This is a genomic window from Hansschlegelia beijingensis (genome assembly GCF_014196425.1).
In the GTDB taxonomy this organism is placed as follows: domain Bacteria; phylum Pseudomonadota; class Alphaproteobacteria; order Rhizobiales; family Methylopilaceae; genus Methylopila; species Methylopila beijingensis.
On record NZ_JACIDR010000002.1, the window covers coordinates 101,222 to 124,017 of the forward strand.

Here is a 22,796-nt window from a genome sequence, read left to right on the forward strand (position 1 = left end):
GCAGCGCTCCGACGGACGTGGCCGCGAGGCCGATGAGCAAGGCGGCGAGCAGCGTGAGCATCGGGAGGCCTCCTGAACGGCGGTCTTGCGGCTGGCTCCCGCAGAACATCGCACATGACGACCGGGACCGCGAAGGTCCCGCTTGGCGCGGCGCCCGTGTTGATCGATGGTTTGCGCAGTTCGCGAATGGGGGAAGCCGTCTGTGAGTCGCCGCGCCCGGATCCTCCTGCCCCTGGTGTTCGCTCTCGCGCAGCTCGGGCCCGCGGCGGCCGCGCCAGTCGATGACGCACGCCTGCTGGCCGCCGACGCCGACGCCGCGAACTGGCTGTTGCCCGGCCGCGACTACGCGGATCGGCGCTTCTCGCCGCTCCGGCAGATCGACGCGAGCACGGTGAAGCGGCTGGCGCCGAAGTGGATCTACCAGACAGGCACGGCCGCGACCTTCCAGACGTCGCCGATCGTGGCTGACGGGGTCATGTATCTCTCCGCGCCGTTCTCCCACGTCATGGCCATCGACGCGAAGACCGGCCGCGAGATCTGGCGTTACGAGCACAAGGCGCGGACGAGGAAGCTCTGCTGCGGGCCGGCGAACCGCGGCGTCGCGATCGGCTACGGCAAGATCTTCGTCGCGACCGTCGACGCCCGCCTGGTCGCGCTCGACCAGACGACCGGCAAGGTCGTGTGGGACGCGTCCCTCGCCGATCCTTCGAGCGAGCCCGAGCCGACCGAGGACCGCGCGTCGCTCGGCAAGGCCGATCCCGCGCTGAAAGGCGCGGTGTCAGGCTCGACCGGCATCGGCGCGAACTCGGCGCCGCTGGTCTTCGACGGCAAGGTCATCATCGGCATCACCGGCGTCGGCTACGGGCTGCATCTCGACAGCGACCGGCCCGGCGCGCCGCTCGGGGCCGTGGTGGGCGTCGCGGGTCGCTATGGCCGCCCCGGCTTCATCGCCGCCTTCGACGCCTCCTCGGGCGCAGAGGTCTGGCGGTTCGACACCACCCAGCAAGGATGGGAGGGCGCGTTCCGCCAGACCACGCCCTACGGCGTTCCGCTGGACCGCGACATCGCCGCCGAGAAGGCGGCCGCGCCAGAGCACAAGGACGCCTGGCGCTATGGCGGCGGCTCGATCTGGCACGCGCCTGCGCTCGACCCGAACACCGGCGTTCTGTTCCTCGGGGTCGGCAACCCCTCGCCGCAGGCCGCCGGCGAAAGCCGGCCCGGCGACAATCTCTACACCTCGTCGCTCATCGCCCTGAACGCCCGTACTGGCAAGCTGGTCTGGCACTATCAGCAGACCCCGCACGACATGTGGGGCTACGACGTCGCGAGCCCGCCCTCGCTGTTCAGCCTCGACGTGGATGGAAAGAAGCGCGAGGTGGTCGGACAGGCGAGCAAGCTCGGCTGGTACTTCGTGCATGACCGCGCGACCGGCGAACTGCTGTTCCGGTCGGAGCCCTTCATCCCCCAGTCCAACATGTTCCGGGCGCCCACGCCGGAAGGCGTCGTCATCGCGCCGGGCGTCGGCGGCGGCGTGAACTGGTCGCCGGCCTCGATCGACGAGGCGAACGGGATCGCCTTCGTGGCCGCGATGCACTGGCCGTCGACCTACCGGGCGCAGGAAATTCCGGCGACCGCCGACAAGCCTGCGGTGCGCTACTTCAACATCGAGCCGGCGAAGTCCGGCATGTACGGCCTGATGACGGCGATCGACCTCAGGGCCGGCGGCAAGCTGCTGTGGCAGCAGAAGACGGATGAGCCACTGATCGGCGGCGTGCTGGCGACCGCCGGCGGTCTCGCCTTCACGGGCGAGGGCAATGGCGACTTCTCGGCTTTCGACGCCCGAAGCGGCGAGAAGCTGTGGAGCTTCAACTGCGGCGCCGGGGTCAACGCGCCGCCGATCGCCTTCATGGTCGACGGCAAGCAGTATGTCGCGGTCGCGGCCGGCGGAAGCCAGATCTGGGGCTTCCGCCAGGGCGGCGCGGTGATCGCCTTCGGCCTGCCGGACTGAGGCTTGCGCGAGCGGCGGCCTCAGGCCGCCGCCGCCGCCTCGTTGTCCTCTTCGACTTCGCCCATCGCGGCGTTGAACATGTCGTGCCGCTCGAGGAAGGCGTGAGCGTCTTCCTTGCGCTCGAACACGTGAGGCGCGAGCCCCCGCTTCTTCAGCGCCTCCTGCATCTTAAGCCGCAGGAAGGCGTTGGTCGTGTAGCGGGTGGTCGTCGCGTAATGGTGCTCCATCAGATATTCGATCATCTCCGCATAGTCGTCGTAGAACGCCTCGCTGATGCGGAAGCCGTCATGATTGACGACGGAGTTGACGCGTTTGCCGGCCTTTTCGCAGGCCTCCACGAGCACGCGGCGGAGATCGTCGATGTCGCTCTTCTGCCGGACCTGCCAGCCCTCGAGATTGAGGAACAGGATATTCCGGTCGGAATCGTAGCTGACCCGCTCGCACAGCTTGAGATTGAGCAGGTCCGACAGCAGGTCCATCGGCTCGTCGAGGAAGATCCGGCGGTCCATCAGGATCGGCTTGTTGATGATCGGCTGGAAATCCATGTGCGGGAGGATGTCCCGCTCGATGTCGACGCCCGGCGCGACCTCGATCAGCTCCAGCCCCTCCTTGGTGAGCTGGAACACGCAGCGCTCGGTCACGTAGATCACCGGCTGGCTGCGCTGCTTGGCGTAGGGCCCGCTGAACGTGTTCTGCTCGACGAGCTTCAGGAACTTGCGCGAGCGGCCCTCCTTGAGGATCTTCAGCTCGCCGTTCTCGATCTCGACCTCGAGGCCGCCGGCCGTGAAGGTCCCGGCGAAGACGACGCTGCGAGCGTTCTGGCTGATGTTGATGAAGCCGCCGCAGCCGTTGAGCTTGCCGCCGAAGCTCGAGGTGTTGACGTTGCCCTCCTGGTCGCACTCGGCCATGCCGAGGCAGGTCATGTCGAGGCCGCCGCCGTCGTAGAAGTCGAACATCTGGTTCTGGTCGATCACGCAGTCGGCGTTTGTGGCCGCGCCGAAGCTTGAGCCGGACGCCAGCACGCCGCCGACCGCGCCGGCCTCGGTGGTCAGCGTGATGTAGGGCGTGACCTTCTCCTCGTTGGCGACCGAAGAGATGCCTTCGGGCGCGCCGACGCCGAGGTTGACGACGCCGTTCGGCGGCAGCTCGAACGCCGCGCGGCGCGCAATGATCTTGCGGGCGTCGAGCTTCATGCGCGCGATGCCGGTCACCGGCACGCGGATCTGCCCGGCGAGCGCCGGATCGTGCTGCACCCCGTAGTTCATGCGGTGGTGCTCGGCGTCGGCGAGCACCACGCAGTCGACCAGGATGCCCGGAATCCGCACGTCCTTCGGCAGCAGGAAGCCGTCGTCGACGATGCGCTCGACCTGCGCGATGACGATGCCGCCATTATTGTGGGCCGCCATCGCCTGGGCGAGGCAGTCGAGCGTCAGCGCCTCCTTCTCCATCGAGATGTTGCCCGAAGGGTCCGCGCTTGTGCCGCGGATGAAGGCCACGTCGATCTTGGTGGCCTTGTAGAACAGCCACTCCTCGCCATCGACGTCGACGACCTTGACGATCTCCTCGTCGGTCAGCGTATTCACCTTGCCGCCGCCATGGCGCGGGTCGACATAGGTGTGTAGGCCCACTTTCGAGAACAGCCCCGGCTGGCCCGCCGCGCAGGCGCGGTAGAGCTGCGAGATCACCCCCTGCGGCAGGTTGTAGCCGCGGATGCGGTTCTCCTTCGCGGCCTGGGCGACCTTCGGCATGCGTCCGAAATTCGCGGCGATGACGCGGCTCAGCAGGCCTTCATGGTGCAGCCGGCCGGTGCCGAGGCCTTTGCTGTCGCCGGCGCCGGCCGTCATGATCAGGGTCAGGTCGCGGGGCGCGCCGGTCTCGACGTAGCGCTTCTCGAGCGCCGCGTGCAGCGCCTCCGGGATGCAGCTCTGGACGAAGCCCGTGGTGGTGACGACGTCGCCGTCCCGGATCAGCGCCATGGCCTCCGCGGCCGAGGTGACCTTGTTCTTCTTCATGCGCCCCTGCGTTCCTCCGGCAGCCTAAGCTTCGGCAGCCTCAGTCATGGCATTCCAAGTTAGGCAAGCTTCTTGGATTTGCGGATGAGGCGCGAGCCTAGAGAGCGGTCCGAAGCTTCGCAATGCCGCCAATGTCTTAGTGCGCCCAGCCGCCGCAGGGCGGGCGGCGGGCGGCGAGCGGCCCGGCGGCGCTCCCGATGTGGCGCCGACGAAGCCGGCCAGGTCGGCAGGTTTCTCGGCTACAGGAGCCGCCGGCTCCAGCCGCTAGAGCCGGGTGCTGAGGTCGGTCAGCCAGTCGGGAGAGCGGTCCAGCAGGGCGGTCTCGAGGGTCTTGTCGTAGCCGCTCAGCACGCCGGCGCCGAGCAGCACCAGCAGCGCCCCCAGGACGGCTCTCGCGCCGCGGCCGGCGGAAGCGAGGCGGGAACGCCAACGCATGAGCGCCTCCCTGGAGACGAGGCCGATCAGCAGCAGCGGCGCGGCGGCGCCGAGGCCGAACGCGGTCATGGTGAGCCCCACCTCCCCCAGCCTCTCGGCGCGCGCCGCGAGCATCGAGGCGGCGCCGAGGGTGGGGCCGACGCAGGGGCTCCACACCGCGCCGAGCAGCAGGCCGACGCCGAACTGCGCGCCGGCGCCCGTGCGGGGCATGCGGTCGAGCCGCGCGCCAGCCCAGTCGGCGGCCGGCGCGGCGGCGCGCGCGAAAGCCCTTCCGCCCGCCGGAAGCAGCAGCACGACGCCGATGGCGATCAGCAGGACGGCGCCGACCGATCTGAACACAGAGGAATCGAGGCCGGCCGCGAAGCCGATGGTCGCGACGAACAGGCCGATCGCGACGAAGGAGAGCGCCAGCCCCGCCGCGAGCGCCAGCGGCCCGAGCCTGTGCTCGGAGGCCGCGGCGGCGAACACGATCGGCAGCAGCGGCAGAACGCAGGGCGACAGCACCGACAGCACGCCTGCCCCGAAGGCGAGAGCGAGCGTCGCGAGCATGACGCGTCAGAGCGCCTTCGCGAGCAGATCCTCGATCCACTCCGGCTGCCTCTCGCCGACCGAGCGGGCGACCTCGCGCCCCTCCTTGAAGACGATCAGCGTGCTCTGCGCCCGCGCCTCCACCTTCCGCACGCTCGGCTGATCGCCGTCGAAGTCGATCTCGAACCCCTTCATGGCGGCGAAGCGCGGCTCGGCCAGAAGGCTGGCGAGGATCGGCTTCTGCGCCCGGCAGATCGGGCACCAGGCCGCGTGGATATGGACCAGCACCGGGCCGCCCTGCTTCAGCGCGGCGTCGAACGCCTCGGCGGAGAACGGCGCGATCGGGGCTGCGTGAGCGGCGCCCGACCACAGGGCGGCGCAGAGGCCGCCCAGAAGCGTCACGCGGCGGGTCAGCATTCGGGTCGCTCCTTGAGCCGCCTCACTGGCGCGCGGCGGGCGCGCCCTCGGCCTTGGCCGCGGCGGCCCAGACAGAGTCCGGCTTGATCACCGCGGTCGGCCGGTCGGACTCCTGCCAGCCCTGGACACCCTGCGGAAACCAGAACACGTTCTTGAATCCCCACCCGAGCAGCCGCTTGCCCATGTTCCAGCTGCCCCAGCAGTCGGGTTGGCAGAACGTCACCATCGGCCGGTCGAGCCGGCCGCCGGCGAGTTCGAGCACGCGCGCCTTGAGCGTCGCCTCCTGAGCCGGCGACAGATCTCCCGGCCCCGCGCCCGGAAACCAGGCCGAGCCCGGGATCGAGCGATGCTGCGGCGCCCAGACCGCGGTCTTCGGCAGCGTCGGCGGCTTCCGGTCGGCGGGACCGACATCGATCAGCACGGCGCCCTGCTCGATGAGCGCCGCCGCCCGGGCCACATCCACGACCTCCGCGCCCTTGAGCGTCGAGGGCGTGTAGCTCTGCATCGGCCCGGTCCAGAGGCCCTCGGGCTCCGGCGCCGAGCCCGGCCCGCCTGCGGCGTGCGCCGCCGTCGCGATCGCCAGCGCGACGCCCGCGAGCCGGGCTGCGCGCAACAGGCCGGACATCAGTTGCTCTGCGTCGGGACGTCGAAGGTCTTTTCCCAATGGCCGTCTTCGGTGTCGGTCGCGGCGACCTTGATCTGCCCCTTGGCCTCGGGCTTGAAGCCGAACTCGATCACCGGATCCGTCGAGAGCGAGATGTCGCTCTCCAGCGTGAAGACGTCCTTGTCGTTATAGGTGACCTTGATTTCCTTGATGTATCGCGCCGGCGTGTAGGCGCGGGTGATCTGGTCCATCTGCATGCCGTTGAAGTTCGGATGACGGATCATCAGCGTCGCCTGGGCGCTCTTGCCCGGCGTGACCTCGTCCCGGACCTTGAGCCGCATCTCGCCCATGCCGCGCAACGCTTCCGCCTCGCTCGTACCCGCGGGCGCCGAGCAGCCGCCGCTCGCCTTCACGAAGCGGGCGGTCTGGAACAGCTTGCCGTCGGTGGTCTCCGCGACGGCGTGGACGTTCGTGTAGGTGTTGACGCGGGTCCGCAGCTTCAGCAGCCCGGCGTCGCCCGCAGGCCCGAACGTGACGCGCGCGGCGACCGGGCCCGGATTCTCGTCGATGACCAGCGTCAGCCCCTTGATGGAGGCCGGATCCGCTGTCTTGAGGGCCATCGGCACCAGCGAGGCGTCCTCGGCCCGCGCCGGAGCCTCTAGCGACACGACGTCCTTGGTCTCCTCGACCTTGCGGTCGCCGAAGACTTCCTGACGCAGACTGGTCCAGCGCTGGTCGCGCGCCGCCTCGTCATCGACCGCAAGAGCCGGCGTCACGGCGAGCGCGGCGGCGAACAACGCCGCAGCGAGCGGCGCGAAGTCTCTGGTCATGTCTTCCTCCGGGCGGCGATCTCGCGTCGCCTCTGTTACGGCTTCCCCGTAACGCGGCATTATAGCTCAGACGATACGCGCCGTCCCGCGCCTCCGTTACATGGCGAAGAGGCGGAGACGCCGGCCGAGGGGCCGCGCGCCTCCGCAGGAAGCCGACCTCAGAAGCGGGCCAGCCACTCGGTGGTGGCCGCGATGTCCGCCTGGCTCAGGCCGTGCCCCGCCGGCAGGGTGCGATGATCCACCTCCGCGCCTGCGGCGCGCAGCGTCCCGGCCAGCCTCCCGACGTCGTCGCCCGGAACGATCGGATCGAACGCGCCCGACAGCATCAGGACGGGAGTCCCCGACAGATCCGCGGCCGGCGCGGCGGCGAGCGGGCTCATGGGGCGCAGCAGCGCCGCGCCCGCGAGCGCTTCCGGGCGAAGCAGCAGGACCGCGGCGGCGATGTTCGCGCCGTTGGAGAAGCCGAGCGCGACCGGCTTCTGCAGCCCGTAGGCGTCGCGCGCCTCGGCGACGAAATCCGCGAGGTCATGCGCGCGGCGGCGGACATCGTCCTCGTCGAACACGCCCTCCCGCAGTCGTCGGAAGAAGCGCGGCGCGCCGCCTTCGAGCACGTTTCCGCGCGGCGCGAGAAGCGCCGAGCCGGGGGCCAGCGCCCGCCCTAGGGGGAGCAGGTCGTTCTCGTCGCCGCCGGTGCCGTGCAGCAGGAGCAGCGGCGGGCGGGACGGGTCCGTCGCGGGGACGAAGTGATGAAGGTGACGGAAGGTCTCTGCGACCGTCATGGCGAACCTCCGGCCGCGACCGCGGCCCAAGCTGGAGAGAAGGCGGCGGGCGCAGGACGCGCCCGCCGGAACGTTCAGCCGACCGGCTCCGCCGCCGCGTCGGCGAGCGGCGGAAGCGCCGCCTCGATGCGCGCCCGGTGCGGCTCCAGGAACTTCGGCAGCTTGAGCGACCGCCCGAGTTCGTCCGCCGGCTCGTCCACCGCGAAGCCCGGAACGTCGGTGGCGATCTCGAACAGCACGCCGCCGGGCTCCCGGAAGTAGACGGACCGGAAGTAGTCGCGGTCCTTCTGCTCCGTGGTCGGGACGCCGTGGACCCGCGCGAGCTTCTCGGCCATCGCCGCCTGCTCGGCGTCGTCCGCCGCCCGGAAGGCGATGTGGTGGACGGCGCCCGCGCCGGGCCTGCCGGGAAGGAAGCCCGGCGCGGCCCTGAGGTCGATCACGTCGCCCATGCCGTCGCCGGCCCGGAACCTGGTGGTCGCTCCCTCGGCCCGCTCCTCGGCGTAGCCGAACACGCCCGTCAGGATCGCGGCCGTTCCGGCGATGTCCTCGAGCAGCAGGCTGACGCCGTGGAAGCCGCGGATCGCATGCTCGGCCGGCACGTCCCCGCCGCTCCAGGCGGGCTCCGCCTCGGCGCCCGGGACCGCCACGAGCGCGAGCCGCATGCCGTCCGGGTCCCGGAACGGCAGCACGGTCTCGCCGAAGCGGGTCTCGGGCGCCTCATGCCGCACGCCCTGGGCGACGAAGCGGTGGGTCCAGAAGCCGATCGCGGATTCCGGGACGCGCAGCGCCGTCTCCTGCGTCTCGCCGACGCCGAGCCTGCCGGGCGCGACATGCGCCCAGGGGAAGAAGGTCAGGATCGAGCCCGGGGAGCCGTCCCGGTCGCCATAGTAGAGATGGTACGTGCCGGGATCGTCGAAATTGACGGTCTTCTTGACCATCCGCATGCCCAGCACGCGGGTGTAGAAGTCGACGTTGCGCCGGGCGGAGCCGGCGATCGCGGTGACGTGGTGGATGCCGTTGTGAGCCATTGCAGCGCTCCGATGTCGTGGCGCCGTCTGCGCCTGTGCAAAGCAAGGTGGCCCTGCCGCTCGCGCTTCGCATCCTTTCCAGCTTGATCATGCGCAAGATTCATATTGCGCGTAGAGTGATGATACTGCTTTGATGCAAATCATCCGCTGAAAACTCAACTGGTGCGCAGATGGCCGACCTGTTCCGCTCGCTCTCCTGGGATGATCTGCGTCTGGTCAAGGCGATCGCCGAGGCGCGCGGCATGCCGGGCGCGGCGGCGGCGCTCGGGCTCAACCACTCGACCGTGTTTCGCAGGCTTGGCCAGATCGAGACCACGCTCGGGGTCACGCTGTTCGAGCGGCGCCGCAACGGCTACGGGCTCACCCCGGCGGGCGAGGAGATGACGCGCCTCGCCGCCGAGGTCGAGGACCGCATCGCGGCCTTCTCCCGGCGCATCGAGGGCCGCGCGATCTCGCCGGCCGGCGATCTCCGGGTCGCGACCAACGACACCTTGCTGATCCACCTGCTGACGCCGCTGTTCGCGCGCTTCCAGCAGGCGTGCCCGGACATCCGCCTCGACGTCGTGATCGGCAACCCCGCGCTCAACCTGTCCAAGCGCGACGCGGACGTCGCGATCCGGGCGACTGACAGCCCGCCTGACAACCTCGTCGGGCGGCGGGTGGCGCGCATCGCATGGGCGCTCTACGGGCGGGCGGCCGACTTCCCGGACCCTGACGCGCTGCCGGACCTCGCCGCGCTCAAGATGCGGCCATGGGTGTCGCTCGGCGAGGAGCTGACCGGGCTGAAGGTCGTCAGGTTCGCACGCGAAAACATACCGGAGGCCAGGCTGCGCTACCGGACCAACACGGTGCTTGGCCTCGCCGAGGCGGTCGAGGCCGGGCTCGGCGTCGGCCACATCCCATGCTTCATCGCCGAGACGCGGCCCGCCTTGATCCGGCTCGCCCCGCCGGACCCAGCCTTCGCGGCCGATCTCTGGATCCTGACCCATCCCGATCTGCGGCAGTCGCCGCGGGTGCGGGCGTTCATGGACCTGATGGGCGCGGAACTCGCGGCCGCCCGCCCGCTCCTCGAAGGCGCCGGGCTTCCGGACGGCGGAAGCGCCGGAACCGACTGACGGTCACGGTGTTCCCCAACCTCTTGCAACGGGGTTGGCGGTGATGAACCAGGGAAACGGGCCGGTCGTCGTGGTGACGGGCGCGAGCGCAGGCGTCGGGCGGGCGATCGCGGTGCGGTTCGCCGAAGCGGGCTTCCGGCTCGGGCTGATCGCGCGCGACGCGACAGCGCTCGAGGACCTCCGCGAGGAATGCGCGCGTCGCGGCGCACACGCCCTGCCGATCGCGGCGGACGTCGCAGACGCCCCGGCGATGTTCGCGGCCGCCGAGCGCATCGAGGCGGAGCTCGGCCCTATCCGCATCTGGATCAACGACGCGATGGAAACGGTGTTCTCCCGCTTCGGCGAGATGACGCCCGAGGAGTTCCGGCGCGTGACCGAGGTGACCTATCTGGGCTTCGTGCACGGCACGATGGCGGCGCTCCGGCGCATGCGCGTGCGGGATCGGGGCACGATCATCCAGATCGGCTCCGCCCTCGCCTATCGGGGCATCCCCCTGCAGTCCGCCTATTGCGGCGCCAAGCACGCGATCCGCGGCTTCACCGAATCCGTGCGCTCAGAACTGATCCACGACAGGTCCGCCGTGCGGCTCGTGATGGTGGATCTCCCCGCCGTCAACACGCCGCAGTTCGGGTGGGCCCGCGCCCATCTCGAGAAAGCGCCGCGGCCGATGGGCGCTCCCACTCAGCCCGAACTCATTGCCGAGGCGGTGTTCCGCGCCGCCCACGGGAACCGCTCCGACTACTGGATCGGCTGGACGACCGCGCTCACGGTTCTGGGCAACGCGGTCCTGCCGGGGTTCATGGATCGCTATCTGGCCAGGGCCGTCGAGGGCCAGCAGAGCGACGAGCCGATCGCGCCGGACCGCCGCGACAACCTGCAGGAGCCCGTTCCGGGCCGCCATCGCACGGAGGGATCGTTCTCCGCGGAGGCGACCGCAGGGGCGCCGCTCATGGCCGCCAATGCGGTCCGGGTCGGCGTGGTGGCCGCGGGCGCCCTGCTGTTCGCGGGGCTCGGCGCCGCGATCGCCGCAGCGCGGCGGCGCTGACGCCTCCCCCAACGGTCGGTCGTCAGGGCGCGGCGTGCAGCGCAGGCGTCTCCACGACCGACGCCGCGAGGCTCAGACGGGCCTCCATCGCGGGCCGGTTCGCGCCCCCGATCAGGTCCGCCAGCGTCTTGCCGTCCAGTGCGGCCATGAAGGCGCCGAGCGCTTCGCACAGAAGGCCCTGGAGCCGACAGACATTGATCAGCGCGCAGCCCGGACCGTCGGCCTGGAAGCAGGCCACCAGGGCGAGGTCCTCCTCGGTGAAGCGAACGACGTCGCCGACCCTGATCTCCTCGGGAGCGCGCGCCAGCCGGAGGCCGCCGCCCTTGCCGCGCGCGGTCTGAACAAAGCCTCCGCGGCCGAGCTTGTGGATCACCTTGACGAGGTGGTTCTCGGAAATCCGGTGCGCCTCCGCGATCTCCCGGATCGAGACGCGCCGATCGTGGCGCAGGCCGAGATAGATCAGCGCGCGCAGGGCGTAGTCGGTGTGGAGCGTGAGGCGCATTGTTGAAGGTATATTGGCTTTACACCTTTTATCCAAGCCTCTAGAAGATGTGCGGGCGGCACATCTTTCGGGGGAGCGAATGGCAAGAGAACTCAGCGGGCCGACGATCAGCCTCGTCAAGGCGACCGTCCCGGCCCTGCAGGCGCATGGGCTCGACATCACCCGGCGGATGTATGAGCGGCTGTTCCAGAACGCGGAGATCCGCGAGCTCTTCAACCAGTCGCATCACGGCGAGACCGGCTCGCAGCCGCAGGCGCTTGCGGGGGCCGTGCTGGCCTATGCCCAGAACATCGACAATCTCGGCGCCCTGGCCGGCGCGGTCGAGCGCATCGCCCAGAAGCATGTCGGGCTGAACATCCTGCCCGAGCACTATCCGCATGTCGCAGAGGCGCTGCTCGCCGCGATCAAGGACGTCCTCGGCGAAGCCGCCACGCCCGAGATCCTGGCGGCGTGGGGAGAGGCCTACTGGTTCCTCGCCGAGATCCTGATCGGGCGCGAGAGCCAGATCTATGCCGAGCACGCCGCTGCGCCCGGCGGCTGGGTCGGGTGGCGCGATTTCGTCGTCGCCGAGAAGCGTCGCGAGAGCGACGTCATCACCTCGTTCGTGCTGAAGCCCGCCGACGGCGGCAAGACGGCTGCGCACCGGCCCGGGCAGTATCTGACCCTGTGGCTGGCGGTTCCGGGCGGCGCGCCGCTGAAGCGGAACTACACCATCTCCTCCGCGCCTGGCGATGACGGGTACCGCATCTCGGTCAAGCGCGAGCCTCAGGGCGCCGCTTCGAACTGGCTGCATGAGGAAGCGCGGCCGGGCGACCGGCTGAAGGTTGCAGCCCCGGCAGGCGAGTTCGTGCTGCCGGAGACCGCCGAGCGGCCCGTCGTGCTGGTCAGCGGCGGCGTGGGCCTCACCCCGATGGTCAGCATGCTGGGCGCGCTCGCCCGGCAGAGCGCCGGCCATGCCGTCCACTTCGTCCATGGCGCCATGTCGGGCGCGACCCACGCGCTCGGCGACGAGGTGCGGGCGCTGGCGAAAGCCTCCGGCGGCCGCATCCGCACGACCTTCTTCTACGAGAAGCCGCGCGCGCAGGACGTGCAGGGCGAGGCCTATGACGAAGCCGGCCTGGTCACGCCGGACTGGCTGGCCCGCCACACGCCGCTGAACGACGCGGACTATTTCCTGTGCGGGCCCCGCGCCTTCCTGCGCGCCTTCGTGAACGGGCTCGTCAGCCACGGCGTGCCCCCATCGCGGATCCACTACGAGTTCTTCGGTCCCGCCGACGAACTGCTCGCCGCCTGAGCTCTCCAGAAGCCGTCCAGCGCCCGGCCGCGCCGGCGCCTCATGACCGTCCGGCCACACGCCGATCTCGCGCCGCGTGGGCTCTCTGCCTGCGGCCTCCAGGAGGAGCGATGCCCCCGCTCGCGGAACTCATGCGGCGCCTTGCGCCTTCGCTCGCCCCGGTCAGCCGCACGGAACGGCTTCGCGCCACGTTCGGAGCGCTGCTCGGGATCGCGATCACGGGCTTCGCGAGCTCCGCTCTGGTGGGCGGCGGGGCGGCCAATCTGCCGCTGCTGATCGCCCCGATGGGAGCCTCGGCGGTGCTGCTGTTCGCGGTTCCGTCCAGCCCCCTGGCGCAGCCATGGTCGCTGATCGGCGGCAACATCGTGGCGGCGGTCATCGGCGTCACGGCCGCCAAATTCGTGCCTGACCTGTTCCTCGCCGCCGCGCTCGGCGTCAGCGGCGCGATCGCGGTCATGCTCGCGCTCCGCTGCGTCCATCCGCCGAGCGGCGCGGTGGCGCTCACCGCAGTGGTCGGCGGCCCCGCGATCAGCCAGCTCGGCTACCAATTCGTGCTGTGGCCGGTGCTGGCGAACTCGGTCCTGCTGCTCGCCTCCGCGGTCGCCTACAACAATCTGACCGGCCGCACCTACCCCCATCGCAGCGTCGCGACCTCCGCCCCGCGCGAGAACGAGCCGCCGGAAAGCGTGCGCCTCGGCTTCAGCTCGGAGGACATAGACGCGGCGCTCGCCGAGCATGACGTGCTGCTCGACGTCGATCGCGGCGATCTGGAGATGATCCTCCGGCGCGCGGAGGTGCGGGCGCTGCGCCGCCGTTCAGGGGAACTGACCTGCGCCGACGTGATGACCCGGGACGTGATCGGCGTCTCGCCCGAGACCCCGCTCCTCGAAGCGCTCGACATCGTGCGGCGACATCACGTCAAGGCGCTGCCGGTGACGGACGACAATGCGCGCGTGATCGGAATCCTCACCCAGACGGACCTGCTCGACAAGGTCGCCTGGGGCCCCAAGGGGCCGCGCCTGAGCCTGACGCAGCGCATGCGCCTCACCGCGCAGAACGGAACGGCGCCCGGCTCGGTGGTCCGCGAGGTCATGACCTCTCCCGCCAAGACCGCCAGGCCGGAGACGCCGCTCGCCGATCTGGTGAGGTTGATGACGAGCGCCGCGCTTCATCATCTGCCGGTCGTCGACCGCCACAGCCAGCTCATCGGCATCGTCACCCAGACCGACCTCATCGCGGCCCTGCTGCTCAGCCGGACGCGCCGCTCCGATCAGGCTGCAGCCTGAACGGCGGCCTGCGTCCGCCCTCCGCGCCGGGGCGGAACTTTCCGCGTCTTGCGGGCCTTTGGAATCACTCTCCGGGATCAAGCGACGCGAGTTTCATGACCTTCCGGGACCATCCGACGTCAGGCGCCGAGACGCGGCGGAAGCGAAAGTTTCCGCTCGGGACGGTCGCCATGGTGGCCGGGATCGTCCTCGTCCTCTTCAGCGTCCTCATCGCCTATATCGGCGATCACGGGGTTCCGTCGTCCCCCGACGCCGAGACGCCGGTCAAACCCCAGGCGCGGCAGGACCTTCCGAGGGCGCCCTGACGCGCGGGGCCCGTAGTCAACTGGTCGGACGGACCGCCATGGGCGAGGTGATCGAAGAGCTCCGCGAGGCGCTGGGCCAGGCGCGCGTGCGCGTCAGCGACTGCGAAAGGCGGGCGCTCGAACTGATGTTTCACAGAGCGCTCCTGCAGCGAGCCGGCGCGGATCTGGCGGCGTCCGACGCCCGGCTCGAACTGCTCGAGAGCGAACTGGCCGAGCTCCGCGCCGAGCGCGAATTCGCCGAGCACCGGCTCCTGTTCCGTACGCGCGGCGCGCGAAGCCGTCCCGCGGACAAGGAGAACCGCACGTAGGGGCCATCGGCGGCCGCCTTGACGGCCAACCTACTGGTTAGCAGGCTGGCGTATGGCGAATGTCTCCAGCACGGCCGACGAGATCCTCCGATGCGCGCGCTCCCTGATCATCGGCGGGGGGTATAACGGCTTCAGCTATGCCGACATCTCCGGAGTGGTCGGCATTCGGAAGGCCAGCATCCATCATCACTTCCCGAGCAAGGTCGACCTGGTTCGCGCCGTCGTGCAGCGGCATGTCGAGGAGGCCGCGGCCGGAATGGCCGCGCTCGACCGCCATCATCCGGATCCGGCGGACCGACTTCGGGCCTACGCCCGATACTGGGCCGAATGCGTCCGCGATCCGGCCAACGCCTTCTGCGTCTGCGCCTTGCTGGCGAGCCAGATCCCTGTCCTGCCCGAGGAGGTCGTGGTCGAGGTGCGGTCTCATTTTCGCGCCCTCTCGGACTGGCTCACCTCGGTCATCCAGGAAGGCGCCAAGCAGGGCCGCCTCAATCTTTCATGCGACGCCCGCGCCGAGGCGGAGGTCTTCATGGCGGCGGTCCATGGCGCCATGCTGTCGGCGCGCGCCTATGGCGACGACGCGGCGTTCAGGACGATCGTCACGCGCTTGATCGACAGGCTCGTGGCCGATCATGACGAGCCGACGAAGCGGGCGGCGCCCGGCGCCTGAGGAGCCCCGCGGAGTTGACCGATCCTCCCCCCGCTCCTACTTGATGGGGGATGATGAGGAATCCAGCTGCCTCGCGCCGGCCCGGCCGACGCTTCCCTATCGCAGGCATCTAAGCGCGGTCGGATCGCCATCCGACCGCCGGGCCCGCGCGGCCGCCTCAATCCGCTTCACCTCAATCCATTTGATCTGATCGACCCGCCGAGCTCGTCGCCCTGGCGGGCGACGCGCATCGGGAACCGCCATGTCCGCCGCCACCCCTACTCGCAAGCCCAAGATCGTCCTGTCGCAGACCGATCACGACCGCCTGTCGACGCTCGCCCAGACGATCGAGCGCCGCAATCCGGAAGCCGCCGAGGAGCTCCAGATCGAGCTCGCCCGGGCGAAGCTCGTCGCCGATCACCGCCTGCCGGAGGATTCGGTCCGGATGGGCTCGGTGGTGACCTACCAGATCGAGGGCGCAGCCCCCCGGACCGTGACGCTCGTCTATCCCGGAGAGGCGGACATCGACGCCGGCCGCATCTCTGTCCTGACCCCGATCGGCACGGCCCTGCTCGGCCTGTCTCCGGGCCAGACCATGCCCTGGACGTCGCTCTCCGGCGACCTCAAGAGGCTGCTCGTGATCTCGGTCGTGCAGAACGACGCGCTTATCGCCGCGGCCGACAAGGACCGGCCGACCCTGCACGCGCAGGCAGGATGATCGCCGCGCCTTCCGCGGAAGAATGCTGGACGGGCTCCCGTCCAGCATAAGGCCCCGGCGGAGGCGACCCGCTCCACGGCCGTCGCCGCACCCCGCTTCAGCATTTTGTGAAGGCCCCAGGTCGCGCTCGGCCCCGGTCGCGTCGTAAGGAGGCGTGGGGACAAGCTGATCGGGGATAAGGTGATGGCGGCGGCGGGCCAGGGCGAGCTTGTTCAGATAGTGGCCCTGCTGGGGGCCGGCGTCGTCGCCGTGCCCATCTTCAAGCGGCTCGGCCTCGGCTCCGTGCTCGGCTATTTCACAGCCGGCCTGATCATAGGCCCGTTCGGGCTCGGACTGTTTTCCGATCCAGCCACCATCCTGCACATCGCCGAATTCGGCGTCATCATGCTGCTGTTCGTGATCGGGCTGGAGATGCAGCCCTCGCGGCTGTGGGGACTGAGACGCGAGATCTTCGGCCTCGGAGCGGGCCAGGTGATCGCGAGCGGCGCGCTGCTGACGCTGGCCGGACATCTTGCGGGCCTCGACCTGCGCGTCGCCTTCGTCGCCGGGATGGGCTTCGTGCTGTCCTCCACCGCGGTCGTCATGCAGATGCTCGACGAACGCGGCGAGACCTCGACGGCGCAGGGGCAGAAGGCGGTCTCGATCCTGCTGCTCGAAGACCTGGCGATCGTGCCGCTGCTCGCGATCGTCGCCTTCATCGCGCCGTCTCAAGCGAGCGCGACGTCGTCCGACCGCCTGCTCGAGATCGGCGTCGCGATCGGGGCGATCGCAGGGCTCGTGCTCGCCGGGCGCTACCTTCTCAACCCGATGTTCCGCATCCTCGCCCGGTCGCAGGCCCGCGAGGTGATGACGGCGGCCGCGCTGCTCGTCGTGCTCGGCTCGGCCCTGCTGATGTCGGTCGGCGGCCTGTCGATGGCGATGGGCGCCTTCCTGGCCGGCGTGCTTCTGTCGGAATCGACCTTCCGCCACCAGCTCGAGACCGACGTCGAACCGTTCCGCGGCATTCTGCTCGGCCTGTTCTTCCTCGCGGTCGGCATGTCGCTCGACCTCTCGGCGATCGTCGCGCACTGGCCGACCATCCTGGGCTTCACGGCGCTGTTCATCGCCGTGAAGGGCGCCGCGATCTTCGCAGTGGCGCGGGCGCTGGGGTCCTCGAACCGGCAGGGGATCGACCGCGTCGCCCTGTTCGCACAGGGCGGCGAGTTCGCCTTCGTGCTCTATTCCGCGGCTTCGGCGGTCGGCGTCATGGACGCCCCCACCAACGCGATCTTCACCGCGGTCGTGATCCTTTCGATGGCGCTCACGCCGCTCACTGCGCTCGCGCTGAAGCGGCTCATGCCGCCGGCGCGACAGTCGCTGGACGGCGTCGACGCGGCCGAAGGGCTCACCGGCCAGGTTCTGGTCATCGGCTTCGGCCGCTTCGCGCAGGTCGCGAGCCAGTCGCTGCTCGCCCGCGGCTTCGACATCTCGATCATCGAGAACGACGTCGAGATGATCGAGGCGGCGGCCACCTTCGGCTACAAGGTCTATTACGGCGACGGCACGCGGCTCGACACGCTCCACGCCTCTGGCGCGGGCGAAGCACGGGCGATCCTCGTCTGCGTCGACAAGCAGGAGACGTCGGAGAAGATCGTCGAGCTCGTGAAGCACGAGTTCCCGCTCGCCAAGCTGCTGGTCAGGGCGATCGACCGCGGCCATGCGATCGACCTCATCCGAACGGGCGTCGACTTCCAGATCCGCGAGACCTTCGAGTCGGCGATGACCTTCGGCCAGGCGGCGCTGGTCACGCTTGGCGTTCCGGAAGACGAGGCCGTGGAGGTCACCGAGGATGTCCGGCGCCGCGACGCCGAGCGGCTCGACCTGCAGATCGCGGGCGACATGCGTTCAGGCATCGATCTGCTGAAGGGCAACGCGCCTGTCCCCGCGCCGCTGACGAAGCCGCGGAAGGAAGGCCAGATCATCGACCAGAAGCATGCGGCGGCCGGCGGCGAGACGGCGGCCCTCCCCTCCTGAACGCCTGCTGGCGATCCGCCGGGGGCCGCCGCGCTGCGGGGCCCTGAGGCTCAGGCGGCCCGGAAGTTCCGGAAAGTCACGGAGCACTCCCGCCAGCCGATGGCAGGGAACCCGGCCGAACGGGCGGTCCCCGTCGGCTCGCCGGCTATTCTCCGGGCCCTTCGTCATCTGAACGCCCAACCATGGCGCGCGACGAGGGCGCTGGCGCGGCGGCTTCCGGGGCGAGCGAATGCGAAACCATGGCCCGGACGCGCGCCCGTTCGTCTCATCGGAGCCCTGCATGCGGTCGGCGGTCCCTACGCTCCGTTCCGCAGCGCCCTAGAGTAGGCTAAACGCCGCTTCACGTGGATGTCACATGCAGAGCGGCGGGGCGGATCGAGAGCTTCGCATTGGCGTCCGCGGGGGGCGAATGGATGAGACACCGACGTGGCCGGCCGGGTTTCTCGGCCGAGGCGGAGCAGCCTTGACCAGACGGGACGGAACAAGACGGCTGGACGCCAGCGCCTACGAGCAGCTGGTGCAGTCGGTCGTCGACTACGCGATCTACATCCTCGACCCGGAGGGGAACGTCTCTAGCTGGAACCCCGGCGCGCAGAGGATCAAGGGTTATGCGGCCGACGAGATCATCGGCCAGAACTTCTCGCGGTTCTACACCGCCGAGGACCGCGAGGCCGGCCTGCCTCAGCAGGTTCTGAAGCGCGCCCTGGAGGAGGGTCGCTTCGCCGGCGAAGGATGGCGCGTCCGCAGGGACGGCACCCGCTTCTGGGCGATGATCGTGGTGGACGCCATTCGCGAGGGCGACAGGGTCGTCGGCTTCGCCAAGGTCACCCGCGACATGACCGAGCATCGCGAGGCGAGCCTCGCCGCTCTCGAAACCGAACGCCGGTTCCGCCTGCTCGTCCAGGGCGTGACGGACTACGCCATCTTCATGCTCGACCCGGACGGGCTGGTCACGAACTGGAACACCGGCGCGCAGCGCATCAAGGGCTACGCGGCTGACGAGATCGTCGGCCAGCATTTCTCGCGGTTCTACACGCCCGAGGATCGCGAGGCGGGCACGCCCCTGAAGGCGCTGGAGACCGCCAAGCGCACGGGCCGCTTCACGGCCGAAGGATGGAGGCAGCGCAAGGACGGCAGCCGCTTCTGGGCCAGCGTGGTGATCGACGCCGTGCGGGACGAGAACGGCGAGCTCATCGGCTTAGCCAAGGTCACCCGCGATCTCACCGAACGGCGGGAGGCCGAACTGGAGCTGGAGCGCTCCCGGGCGGCGCTGTTCCAGTCGCAGAAGATGGAGGCCGTCGGGCAGCTCACCGGCGGGCTCGCGCATGACTTCAACAACCTGCTGACCGGGATCACCGGCAGCCTCGACCTGATGGCGGCTCGCCTGGCGCAGGGCCGCATCAACGAACTGGAGCGCTACATCACCGCCGCCCAGGGCGCCGCGTCCCGGGCCGCGACGCTCACCCACCGGCTCCTCGCGTTCTCCCGCCAGCAGACGCTGGAGCCGAAGGCGGTCGACGCCAACCGGCTCGTCTCGAACATGGAGGAACTGATCCGGCGCACCGTCGGGCCGAACATCGCCATCGAGACCGTTCTGGCGGCAGGCCTCTGGCCCTGCTTCTGCGACCCCAACCAGCTCGAGAACGCGATCCTCAATCTCTCCATCAACGCTCGCGACGCCATGCCGGAGGGCGGCCGGATGACGATTGAGACGGCGAACACCTGGATCGATCAGGTCGGCGCGATCGAGCGCGACGTGCCGACCGGCCAGTACATCGCGATCTGCGTGACCGACAACGGCGCCGGCATGCCGCCCGAAGTCGTGGCCCGCGCCTTCGACCCCTTCTACACCACGAAGCCCGTCGGGAAGGGGACCGGGCTTGGTCTCTCAATGATCTATGGGTTCGCCCGCCAGTCGGGCGGCCATGTCCGGATCTACTCGGAGGTCGGCCGCGGAACCACGGTGAAGGATCTATCTGCCGCGGCACGCCGGCGGTAAGCCCACGCAAGTCGACGCGGCCGAGGCCCCGAGGGAGCTCCCGCGGGCCGAGGCCGGCGAGACGGTCCTCGTGGTGGACGACGAGCCGACGGTCCGCATGCTGGTCGGAGACACTCTTGCGGAGCTCGGCTACCAGGCGATCGAGGCCGCCGACGCCACCTCAGGGCTGAAAGTGCTCGAGTCGGACGTCAAGATCGACCTGCTGATCTCGGACATCGGGCTTCCGGGCGGGATGAACGGGAAGCAGATGGCGGACAAGGCACGGTTGCGGCGGCCCGACCTCAAGATCCTGTTCATCACCGGCTATGCGGAGAACGCGGCGGTCGCGAACGGGCATCTCGAGCCGGGGATGCAGGTGATGAGCAAGCCGTTTGCGATGGACAAGCTCGCGGCGCGCATCCGTTCGATCATCGAAGAGCGCTGAGGCAGGGCCTCGGAACGACGCCGCGCCGGCGCGTACTGGCTTCGGCCAGTCTGGCGGCCCTGCGTCGCGCGCGTCACTCTCCCGGGCGCAGAACAATCGGGCTGCGCCAGGTCTTACGGGCGAGAGCGGTTCCGCATCGAGGAGTTCGGCCCATGCGAGTCCTGAGCTTGATCCTGGTGGCCGCGAGCCTGGCGGCTTGCGCGTCCGGCCCCTCTCGCCCGTTGACCCGGAGCGAGCAGGCCACGATTGACCGGTCGGTTCCGCATTCCGGCGGAATGATCATCCGCTGAGCCCCTCGGCGGCCGTGCTGGTTGGCTGAGCGTCGCTCTAGCCGGAGGCCCCCGGGGTCGTCGCGAGCTCGGCCGAAACCGATCCGTGGTTCAGCATCGCCACAAGCGCGACGCCGCCGATCGTGTTGCCGATCAGCGTCGGCAGCAGGAACTTGACCAGGTAGTCACCCGGCCCGGCCTCCCCGCTGACGACCAGAAAGGCGGCCTCGGCCGATCCCGCGACCACGTGCGCGAAGCCTCCGAGCGCGACCACGTAAGTGAGCACGACGATAATGAGGATCTTGGCGGAGCCGGCCGCCGGCAGCAGCCAGACCATCAGCGCGATCAGCCAGCCCGCAAAGATCGCCTTCACGAGCGTGCCGCCGAACGATCCCTCGATGGTCTTCAACGCCAGCTCCGTCAGGGCGGACCGTTGCTGCGCGTCGGCCACGTCCGTGCCGGCGATCGCGAGCGCGAAGAGCATGGTGCCCAGCAGGTTCGCGGCGAGCACGATCGCCCAGAGGCGGATCGTGAGCGTCATCGTCGCGAGGTCGCGCCGGTACAGCAGGGGCAGCAGCGCGGTGAGCGTGCTCTCGGTGAAGAGCTGCTGCCGGCCCATGACGACGATCAGGAAGCCCACACAGTAACCCAGCGGCGCCAGCAGCGCGCGGCCGTTCGGGTCGGGCAGCTCCGCCATCATGAAGGCCTGCGCGAGGAACGAGAAGCCCATCGAAAGACCCGCGGCCAATCCGGACAACGCCAGCGCGCTGACCGGACGAAGGAGCTCGTCCTCGCCCTCCCGGCGGATGATCTCGTGCACGAGGACGGCCCGGGGCGCAGCGCCTTCCTGGACGCGCTCCTGCTCGGTCCGGGAAAGGGCCTGGTCAGCGGAGCCGTCGGGCTGGTCTTCGTCTGGAGTCGACATCGAGGCCTTTCGGTCAATTCGCGCCACAGCCTGGAAGCCTTCGTCGGGCCCGATGTTCCGGCGGCTCGGGCCGCTGCCCAGCGATCGGATCCCGCTGCCCCGACCCTGGCGGGCGAGGCGCCGGAGCCACCTCAGCCGCGGGAGACGGTGGGCGTGAAATCCGTGTCGGGCCTGACGCGCCTGCAGTAGGCGGCCATCAGGCGCGCGCAGTTCTCGACGTCCCTCAGGCTAAGCAGCTCGCACGGGGTGTGCATGTAGCGCAGCGGGACGCTCATCAGGCCGGTCGCCATGCCGGCCTGGTTCAGCTGCATCGGCCCGGCGTCCGTCGGGGTGGCTCCGGCCGACACCGCGATCTGGTACGGGATCGCGTGCTCCTTAGCCGCCTCGGTGAGCAGCCTGAACACCACGGGGTTGGTGTTCGCCCCCCGCGAGATCATCGGACCGCCGCCGATGTCGCACTGGCCGAGCCGCGCCTTGCTCACGCCCGGATAGTCGACCGCGTGCCCGACATCGACGGCCAGCCCCGTCTGCGCGCCGATCGCGAAGGCCGAGGTCCTGGCGCCTCTTGCGCCGATCTCTTCCTGCACGGTCGCGACAGAGTAGACCCCGACGCTCGGGTCGAGGCCGCCTTCCTCGCGAAGCAGCCGCAGCGTCTCGGCGACCACGAAGCAGCCGACCTTGTTGTCGAAGGCGCGGGCGGTCGCGCGGTCGCCCAGGAGGTGCTGGAATTCGTACTGGAACGTCACGACGTCCCCGAGTTCGATCAGCTCCGTGACCTCGGCGCGCGAGCTGGCGCCGACATCGATCCAGAGCTCCTTGAGCTCCGGCTTCTTCTTGCGCTCCTCAGGGTCGAGAAGGTGGATCGCCTTGCGGCCGACCACGCCGGCGACCCGCTGCTTGCCGTGCACCCAGACCCTCTGGCCCACGGGAATGACGCTGTCATGGCCGCCGATGGGGCTGAAGTAGATGAGGCCTTCGTCGCTGATGTGGTGCACGACGAAACCGATCTCGTCCATGTGCCCGGCCAGCATGATCTTCATCTCGGCGCCCGGGTTCAGCGCCGCCGTCACGTTGCCGTGCACGTCCGTGGCGACCTTGTCGGCATGACGCTCGACATATCCCCGGAAGGCCGCCGCCGCCGGCTGCTCGTATCCGCTCGGCGAGGGCGCCGCCACGAGGTCTTTGAGGAAGTCGAGGGACTCTTGCCGCATGCGAGGTTCCTGGTTGCGCCCGATACGGCGCCGTTCAAGCAAAAAGCGCAGAAGCCGTCGACCGGGTCGCCGGCTGCGCTCGCCGTGGCGAA

The 22,796-nt window shown here is 69.8% G+C and carries 20 protein-coding genes and 1 pseudogene; 11 read left to right on the plus strand and 10 right to left on the minus strand.

What is annotated here, in order from left to right; all coding sequences use genetic code 11:
- Nucleotides 1-202: 202 nt before the first annotated feature.
- Complete coding sequence (locus GGR24_RS06810; protein ID WP_343066218.1) at nt 203-2,008, plus strand: pyrroloquinoline quinone-dependent dehydrogenase; 1,806 nt, start codon at nt 203-205, stop codon at nt 2,006-2,008.
- Between the two features lie 20 nt (nt 2,009-2,028).
- On the opposite strand, the gene GGR24_RS06815 is transcribed toward GGR24_RS06810, so the two are convergent.
- From GGR24_RS06815 to GGR24_RS06845, 7 genes are all read right to left on the minus strand, one after another.
- Nucleotides 2,029-4,020, minus strand: coding sequence for an acyl CoA:acetate/3-ketoacid CoA transferase (locus GGR24_RS06815; RefSeq protein ID WP_183394598.1), 1,992 nt, complete (start codon nt 4,018-4,020; stop codon nt 2,029-2,031).
- 264 nt (nt 4,021-4,284) lie between these two features.
- Complete coding sequence (locus tag GGR24_RS06820) at nt 4,285-5,004, minus strand: cytochrome c biogenesis CcdA family protein (protein ID WP_183394599.1); 720 nt, start codon at nt 5,002-5,004, stop codon at nt 4,285-4,287.
- Between the two features lie 6 nt (nt 5,005-5,010).
- Entirely contained in the window at nt 5,011-5,400 is a 390-nt protein-coding gene (locus tag GGR24_RS06825; RefSeq protein ID WP_183394600.1) for a thioredoxin family protein, read from the minus strand.
- A 22-nt stretch (nt 5,401-5,422) separates the two neighbouring features.
- Entirely contained in the window at nt 5,423-6,025 is a 603-nt protein-coding gene (locus tag GGR24_RS06830; RefSeq protein ID WP_183394601.1) for a rhodanese-like domain-containing protein, read from the minus strand.
- Nucleotides 6,025-6,834 carry a quinoprotein dehydrogenase-associated SoxYZ-like carrier gene (locus tag GGR24_RS06835; protein ID WP_183394602.1) on the minus strand — a complete coding sequence of 270 codons (810 nt, stop codon included), beginning with the start codon at nt 6,832-6,834 and terminating at the stop codon, nt 6,025-6,027. The genes GGR24_RS06830 and GGR24_RS06835 overlap by 1 nt, the downstream gene beginning before the upstream one ends.
- Before the next feature lie 158 nt (nt 6,835-6,992).
- Complete coding sequence (locus GGR24_RS06840; RefSeq protein ID WP_183394603.1) at nt 6,993-7,613, minus strand: alpha/beta hydrolase; 621 nt, start codon at nt 7,611-7,613, stop codon at nt 6,993-6,995.
- Between the two features lie 74 nt (nt 7,614-7,687).
- Nucleotides 7,688-8,641: a ring-cleaving dioxygenase gene (locus GGR24_RS06845; RefSeq protein ID WP_183394604.1), complete on the minus strand. Its 954-nt coding sequence runs from the start codon at nt 8,639-8,641 to the stop codon at nt 7,688-7,690.
- 170 nt (nt 8,642-8,811) lie between these two features.
- Between GGR24_RS06845 and GGR24_RS06850 the strand changes: the two genes are divergently transcribed.
- Nucleotides 8,812-9,756, plus strand: coding sequence for a LysR family transcriptional regulator (locus GGR24_RS06850; protein WP_183394605.1), 945 nt, complete (start codon nt 8,812-8,814; stop codon nt 9,754-9,756).
- Nucleotides 9,757-9,799: 43 nt separating this feature from the next.
- The gene (locus GGR24_RS06855) at nt 9,800-10,801 is read left to right on the plus strand and encodes an SDR family oxidoreductase (RefSeq protein ID WP_183394606.1); all 1,002 of its coding nucleotides are present in this window, start codon (nt 9,800-9,802) and stop codon (nt 10,799-10,801) included.
- Nucleotides 10,802-10,823: 22 nt separating this feature from the next.
- Here the strand turns inward: GGR24_RS06855 and GGR24_RS06860 are convergent, their stop codons facing one another.
- Nucleotides 10,824-11,303 carry an RrF2 family transcriptional regulator gene (locus GGR24_RS06860; RefSeq protein WP_183394607.1) on the minus strand — a complete coding sequence of 160 codons (480 nt, stop codon included), beginning with the start codon at nt 11,301-11,303 and terminating at the stop codon, nt 10,824-10,826.
- Nucleotides 11,304-11,382: 79 nt separating this feature from the next.
- On the opposite strand from GGR24_RS06860, the gene hmpA reads away from it, so the two are divergent.
- The 8 genes and pseudogenes from hmpA to GGR24_RS06900 all read left to right on the plus strand — a co-directional run bounded on the left by hmpA (nt 11,383) and on the right by GGR24_RS06900 (nt 20,299).
- Complete coding sequence (gene hmpA / locus GGR24_RS06865; protein WP_183394608.1) at nt 11,383-12,597, plus strand: NO-inducible flavohemoprotein; 1,215 nt, start codon at nt 11,383-11,385, stop codon at nt 12,595-12,597.
- Between the two features lie 110 nt (nt 12,598-12,707).
- Nucleotides 12,708-13,883, plus strand: coding sequence for an HPP family protein (locus tag GGR24_RS06870; RefSeq protein ID WP_183394609.1), 1,176 nt, complete (start codon nt 12,708-12,710; stop codon nt 13,881-13,883).
- A 95-nt stretch (nt 13,884-13,978) separates the two neighbouring features.
- Entirely contained in the window at nt 13,979-14,188 is a 210-nt protein-coding gene (locus GGR24_RS06875) for a hypothetical protein (RefSeq protein ID WP_183394610.1), read from the plus strand.
- 38 nt (nt 14,189-14,226) lie between these two features.
- Entirely contained in the window at nt 14,227-14,496 is a 270-nt protein-coding gene (locus GGR24_RS06880; protein ID WP_183394611.1) for a hypothetical protein, read from the plus strand.
- A 52-nt stretch (nt 14,497-14,548) separates the two neighbouring features.
- Nucleotides 14,549-15,166 (plus strand): TetR/AcrR family transcriptional regulator, encoded by a 618-nt coding sequence (locus GGR24_RS06885; protein ID WP_183394612.1) that lies wholly within the window; start codon nt 14,549-14,551, stop codon nt 15,164-15,166.
- Between the two features lie 241 nt (nt 15,167-15,407).
- Entirely contained in the window at nt 15,408-15,863 is a 456-nt protein-coding gene (gene rnk / locus GGR24_RS06890) for a nucleoside diphosphate kinase regulator (RefSeq protein WP_183394614.1), read from the plus strand.
- Between the two features lie 183 nt (nt 15,864-16,046).
- Entirely contained in the window at nt 16,047-17,876 is a 1,830-nt protein-coding gene (locus tag GGR24_RS06895) for a monovalent cation:proton antiporter-2 (CPA2) family protein (protein WP_183394616.1), read from the plus strand.
- A gap of 409 nt (nt 17,877-18,285) precedes the next feature.
- Nucleotides 18,286-20,299 (plus strand): annotated as a pseudogene (locus tag GGR24_RS06900) (hybrid sensor histidine kinase/response regulator).
- Between the two features lie 327 nt (nt 20,300-20,626).
- Here GGR24_RS06900 and GGR24_RS06905 read toward each other — a convergent pair.
- Together GGR24_RS06905 and GGR24_RS06910 are read right to left on the minus strand one after the other, a co-directional pair.
- On the minus strand, nt 20,627-21,493 hold the full coding sequence (locus tag GGR24_RS06905) for a formate/nitrite transporter family protein (RefSeq protein ID WP_183394617.1): 867 nt from the start codon (nt 21,491-21,493) through the stop codon (nt 20,627-20,629).
- A gap of 131 nt (nt 21,494-21,624) precedes the next feature.
- Complete coding sequence (locus tag GGR24_RS06910; protein WP_183394618.1) at nt 21,625-22,704, minus strand: M42 family metallopeptidase; 1,080 nt, start codon at nt 22,702-22,704, stop codon at nt 21,625-21,627.
- Nucleotides 22,705-22,796: the final 92 nt, after the last annotated feature.

Coding starts and splice junctions, on each gene's coding strand:
- GGR24_RS06815 (WP_183394598.1), bottom strand. CDS start 4,020: ATGAAGAAGAACAAGGTCACCTCGGCCGCGGAGGCCATGGCGCTGATC.
- GGR24_RS06820 (WP_183394599.1), bottom strand. CDS start 5,004: ATGCTCGCGACGCTCGCTCTCGCCTTCGGGGCAGGCGTGCTGTCGGTG.
- GGR24_RS06825 (WP_183394600.1), bottom strand. CDS start 5,400: ATGCTGACCCGCCGCGTGACGCTTCTGGGCGGCCTCTGCGCCGCCCTG.
- GGR24_RS06830 (WP_183394601.1), bottom strand. CDS start 6,025: ATGTCCGGCCTGTTGCGCGCAGCCCGGCTCGCGGGCGTCGCGCTGGCG.
- GGR24_RS06835 (WP_183394602.1), bottom strand. CDS start 6,834: ATGACCAGAGACTTCGCGCCGCTCGCTGCGGCGTTGTTCGCCGCCGCG.
- GGR24_RS06840 (WP_183394603.1), bottom strand. CDS start 7,613: ATGACGGTCGCAGAGACCTTCCGTCACCTTCATCACTTCGTCCCCGCG.
- GGR24_RS06845 (WP_183394604.1), bottom strand. CDS start 8,641: ATGGCTCACAACGGCATCCACCACGTCACCGCGATCGCCGGCTCCGCC.
- GGR24_RS06850 (WP_183394605.1), top strand. CDS start 8,812: ATGGCCGACCTGTTCCGCTCGCTCTCCTGGGATGATCTGCGTCTGGTC.
- GGR24_RS06855 (WP_183394606.1), top strand. CDS start 9,800: ATGAACCAGGGAAACGGGCCGGTCGTCGTGGTGACGGGCGCGAGCGCA.
- GGR24_RS06860 (WP_183394607.1), bottom strand. CDS start 11,303: ATGCGCCTCACGCTCCACACCGACTACGCCCTGCGCGCGCTGATCTAT.
- hmpA (WP_183394608.1), top strand. CDS start 11,383: ATGGCAAGAGAACTCAGCGGGCCGACGATCAGCCTCGTCAAGGCGACC.
- GGR24_RS06870 (WP_183394609.1), top strand. CDS start 12,708: ATGCCCCCGCTCGCGGAACTCATGCGGCGCCTTGCGCCTTCGCTCGCC.
- GGR24_RS06875 (WP_183394610.1), top strand. CDS start 13,979: ATGACCTTCCGGGACCATCCGACGTCAGGCGCCGAGACGCGGCGGAAG.
- GGR24_RS06880 (WP_183394611.1), top strand. CDS start 14,227: ATGGGCGAGGTGATCGAAGAGCTCCGCGAGGCGCTGGGCCAGGCGCGC.
- GGR24_RS06885 (WP_183394612.1), top strand. CDS start 14,549: ATGGCGAATGTCTCCAGCACGGCCGACGAGATCCTCCGATGCGCGCGC.
- rnk (WP_183394614.1), top strand. CDS start 15,408: ATGTCCGCCGCCACCCCTACTCGCAAGCCCAAGATCGTCCTGTCGCAG.
- GGR24_RS06895 (WP_183394616.1), top strand. CDS start 16,047: ATGGCGGCGGCGGGCCAGGGCGAGCTTGTTCAGATAGTGGCCCTGCTG.
- GGR24_RS06905 (WP_183394617.1), bottom strand. CDS start 21,493: ATGTCGACTCCAGACGAAGACCAGCCCGACGGCTCCGCTGACCAGGCC.
- GGR24_RS06910 (WP_183394618.1), bottom strand. CDS start 22,704: ATGCGGCAAGAGTCCCTCGACTTCCTCAAAGACCTCGTGGCGGCGCCC.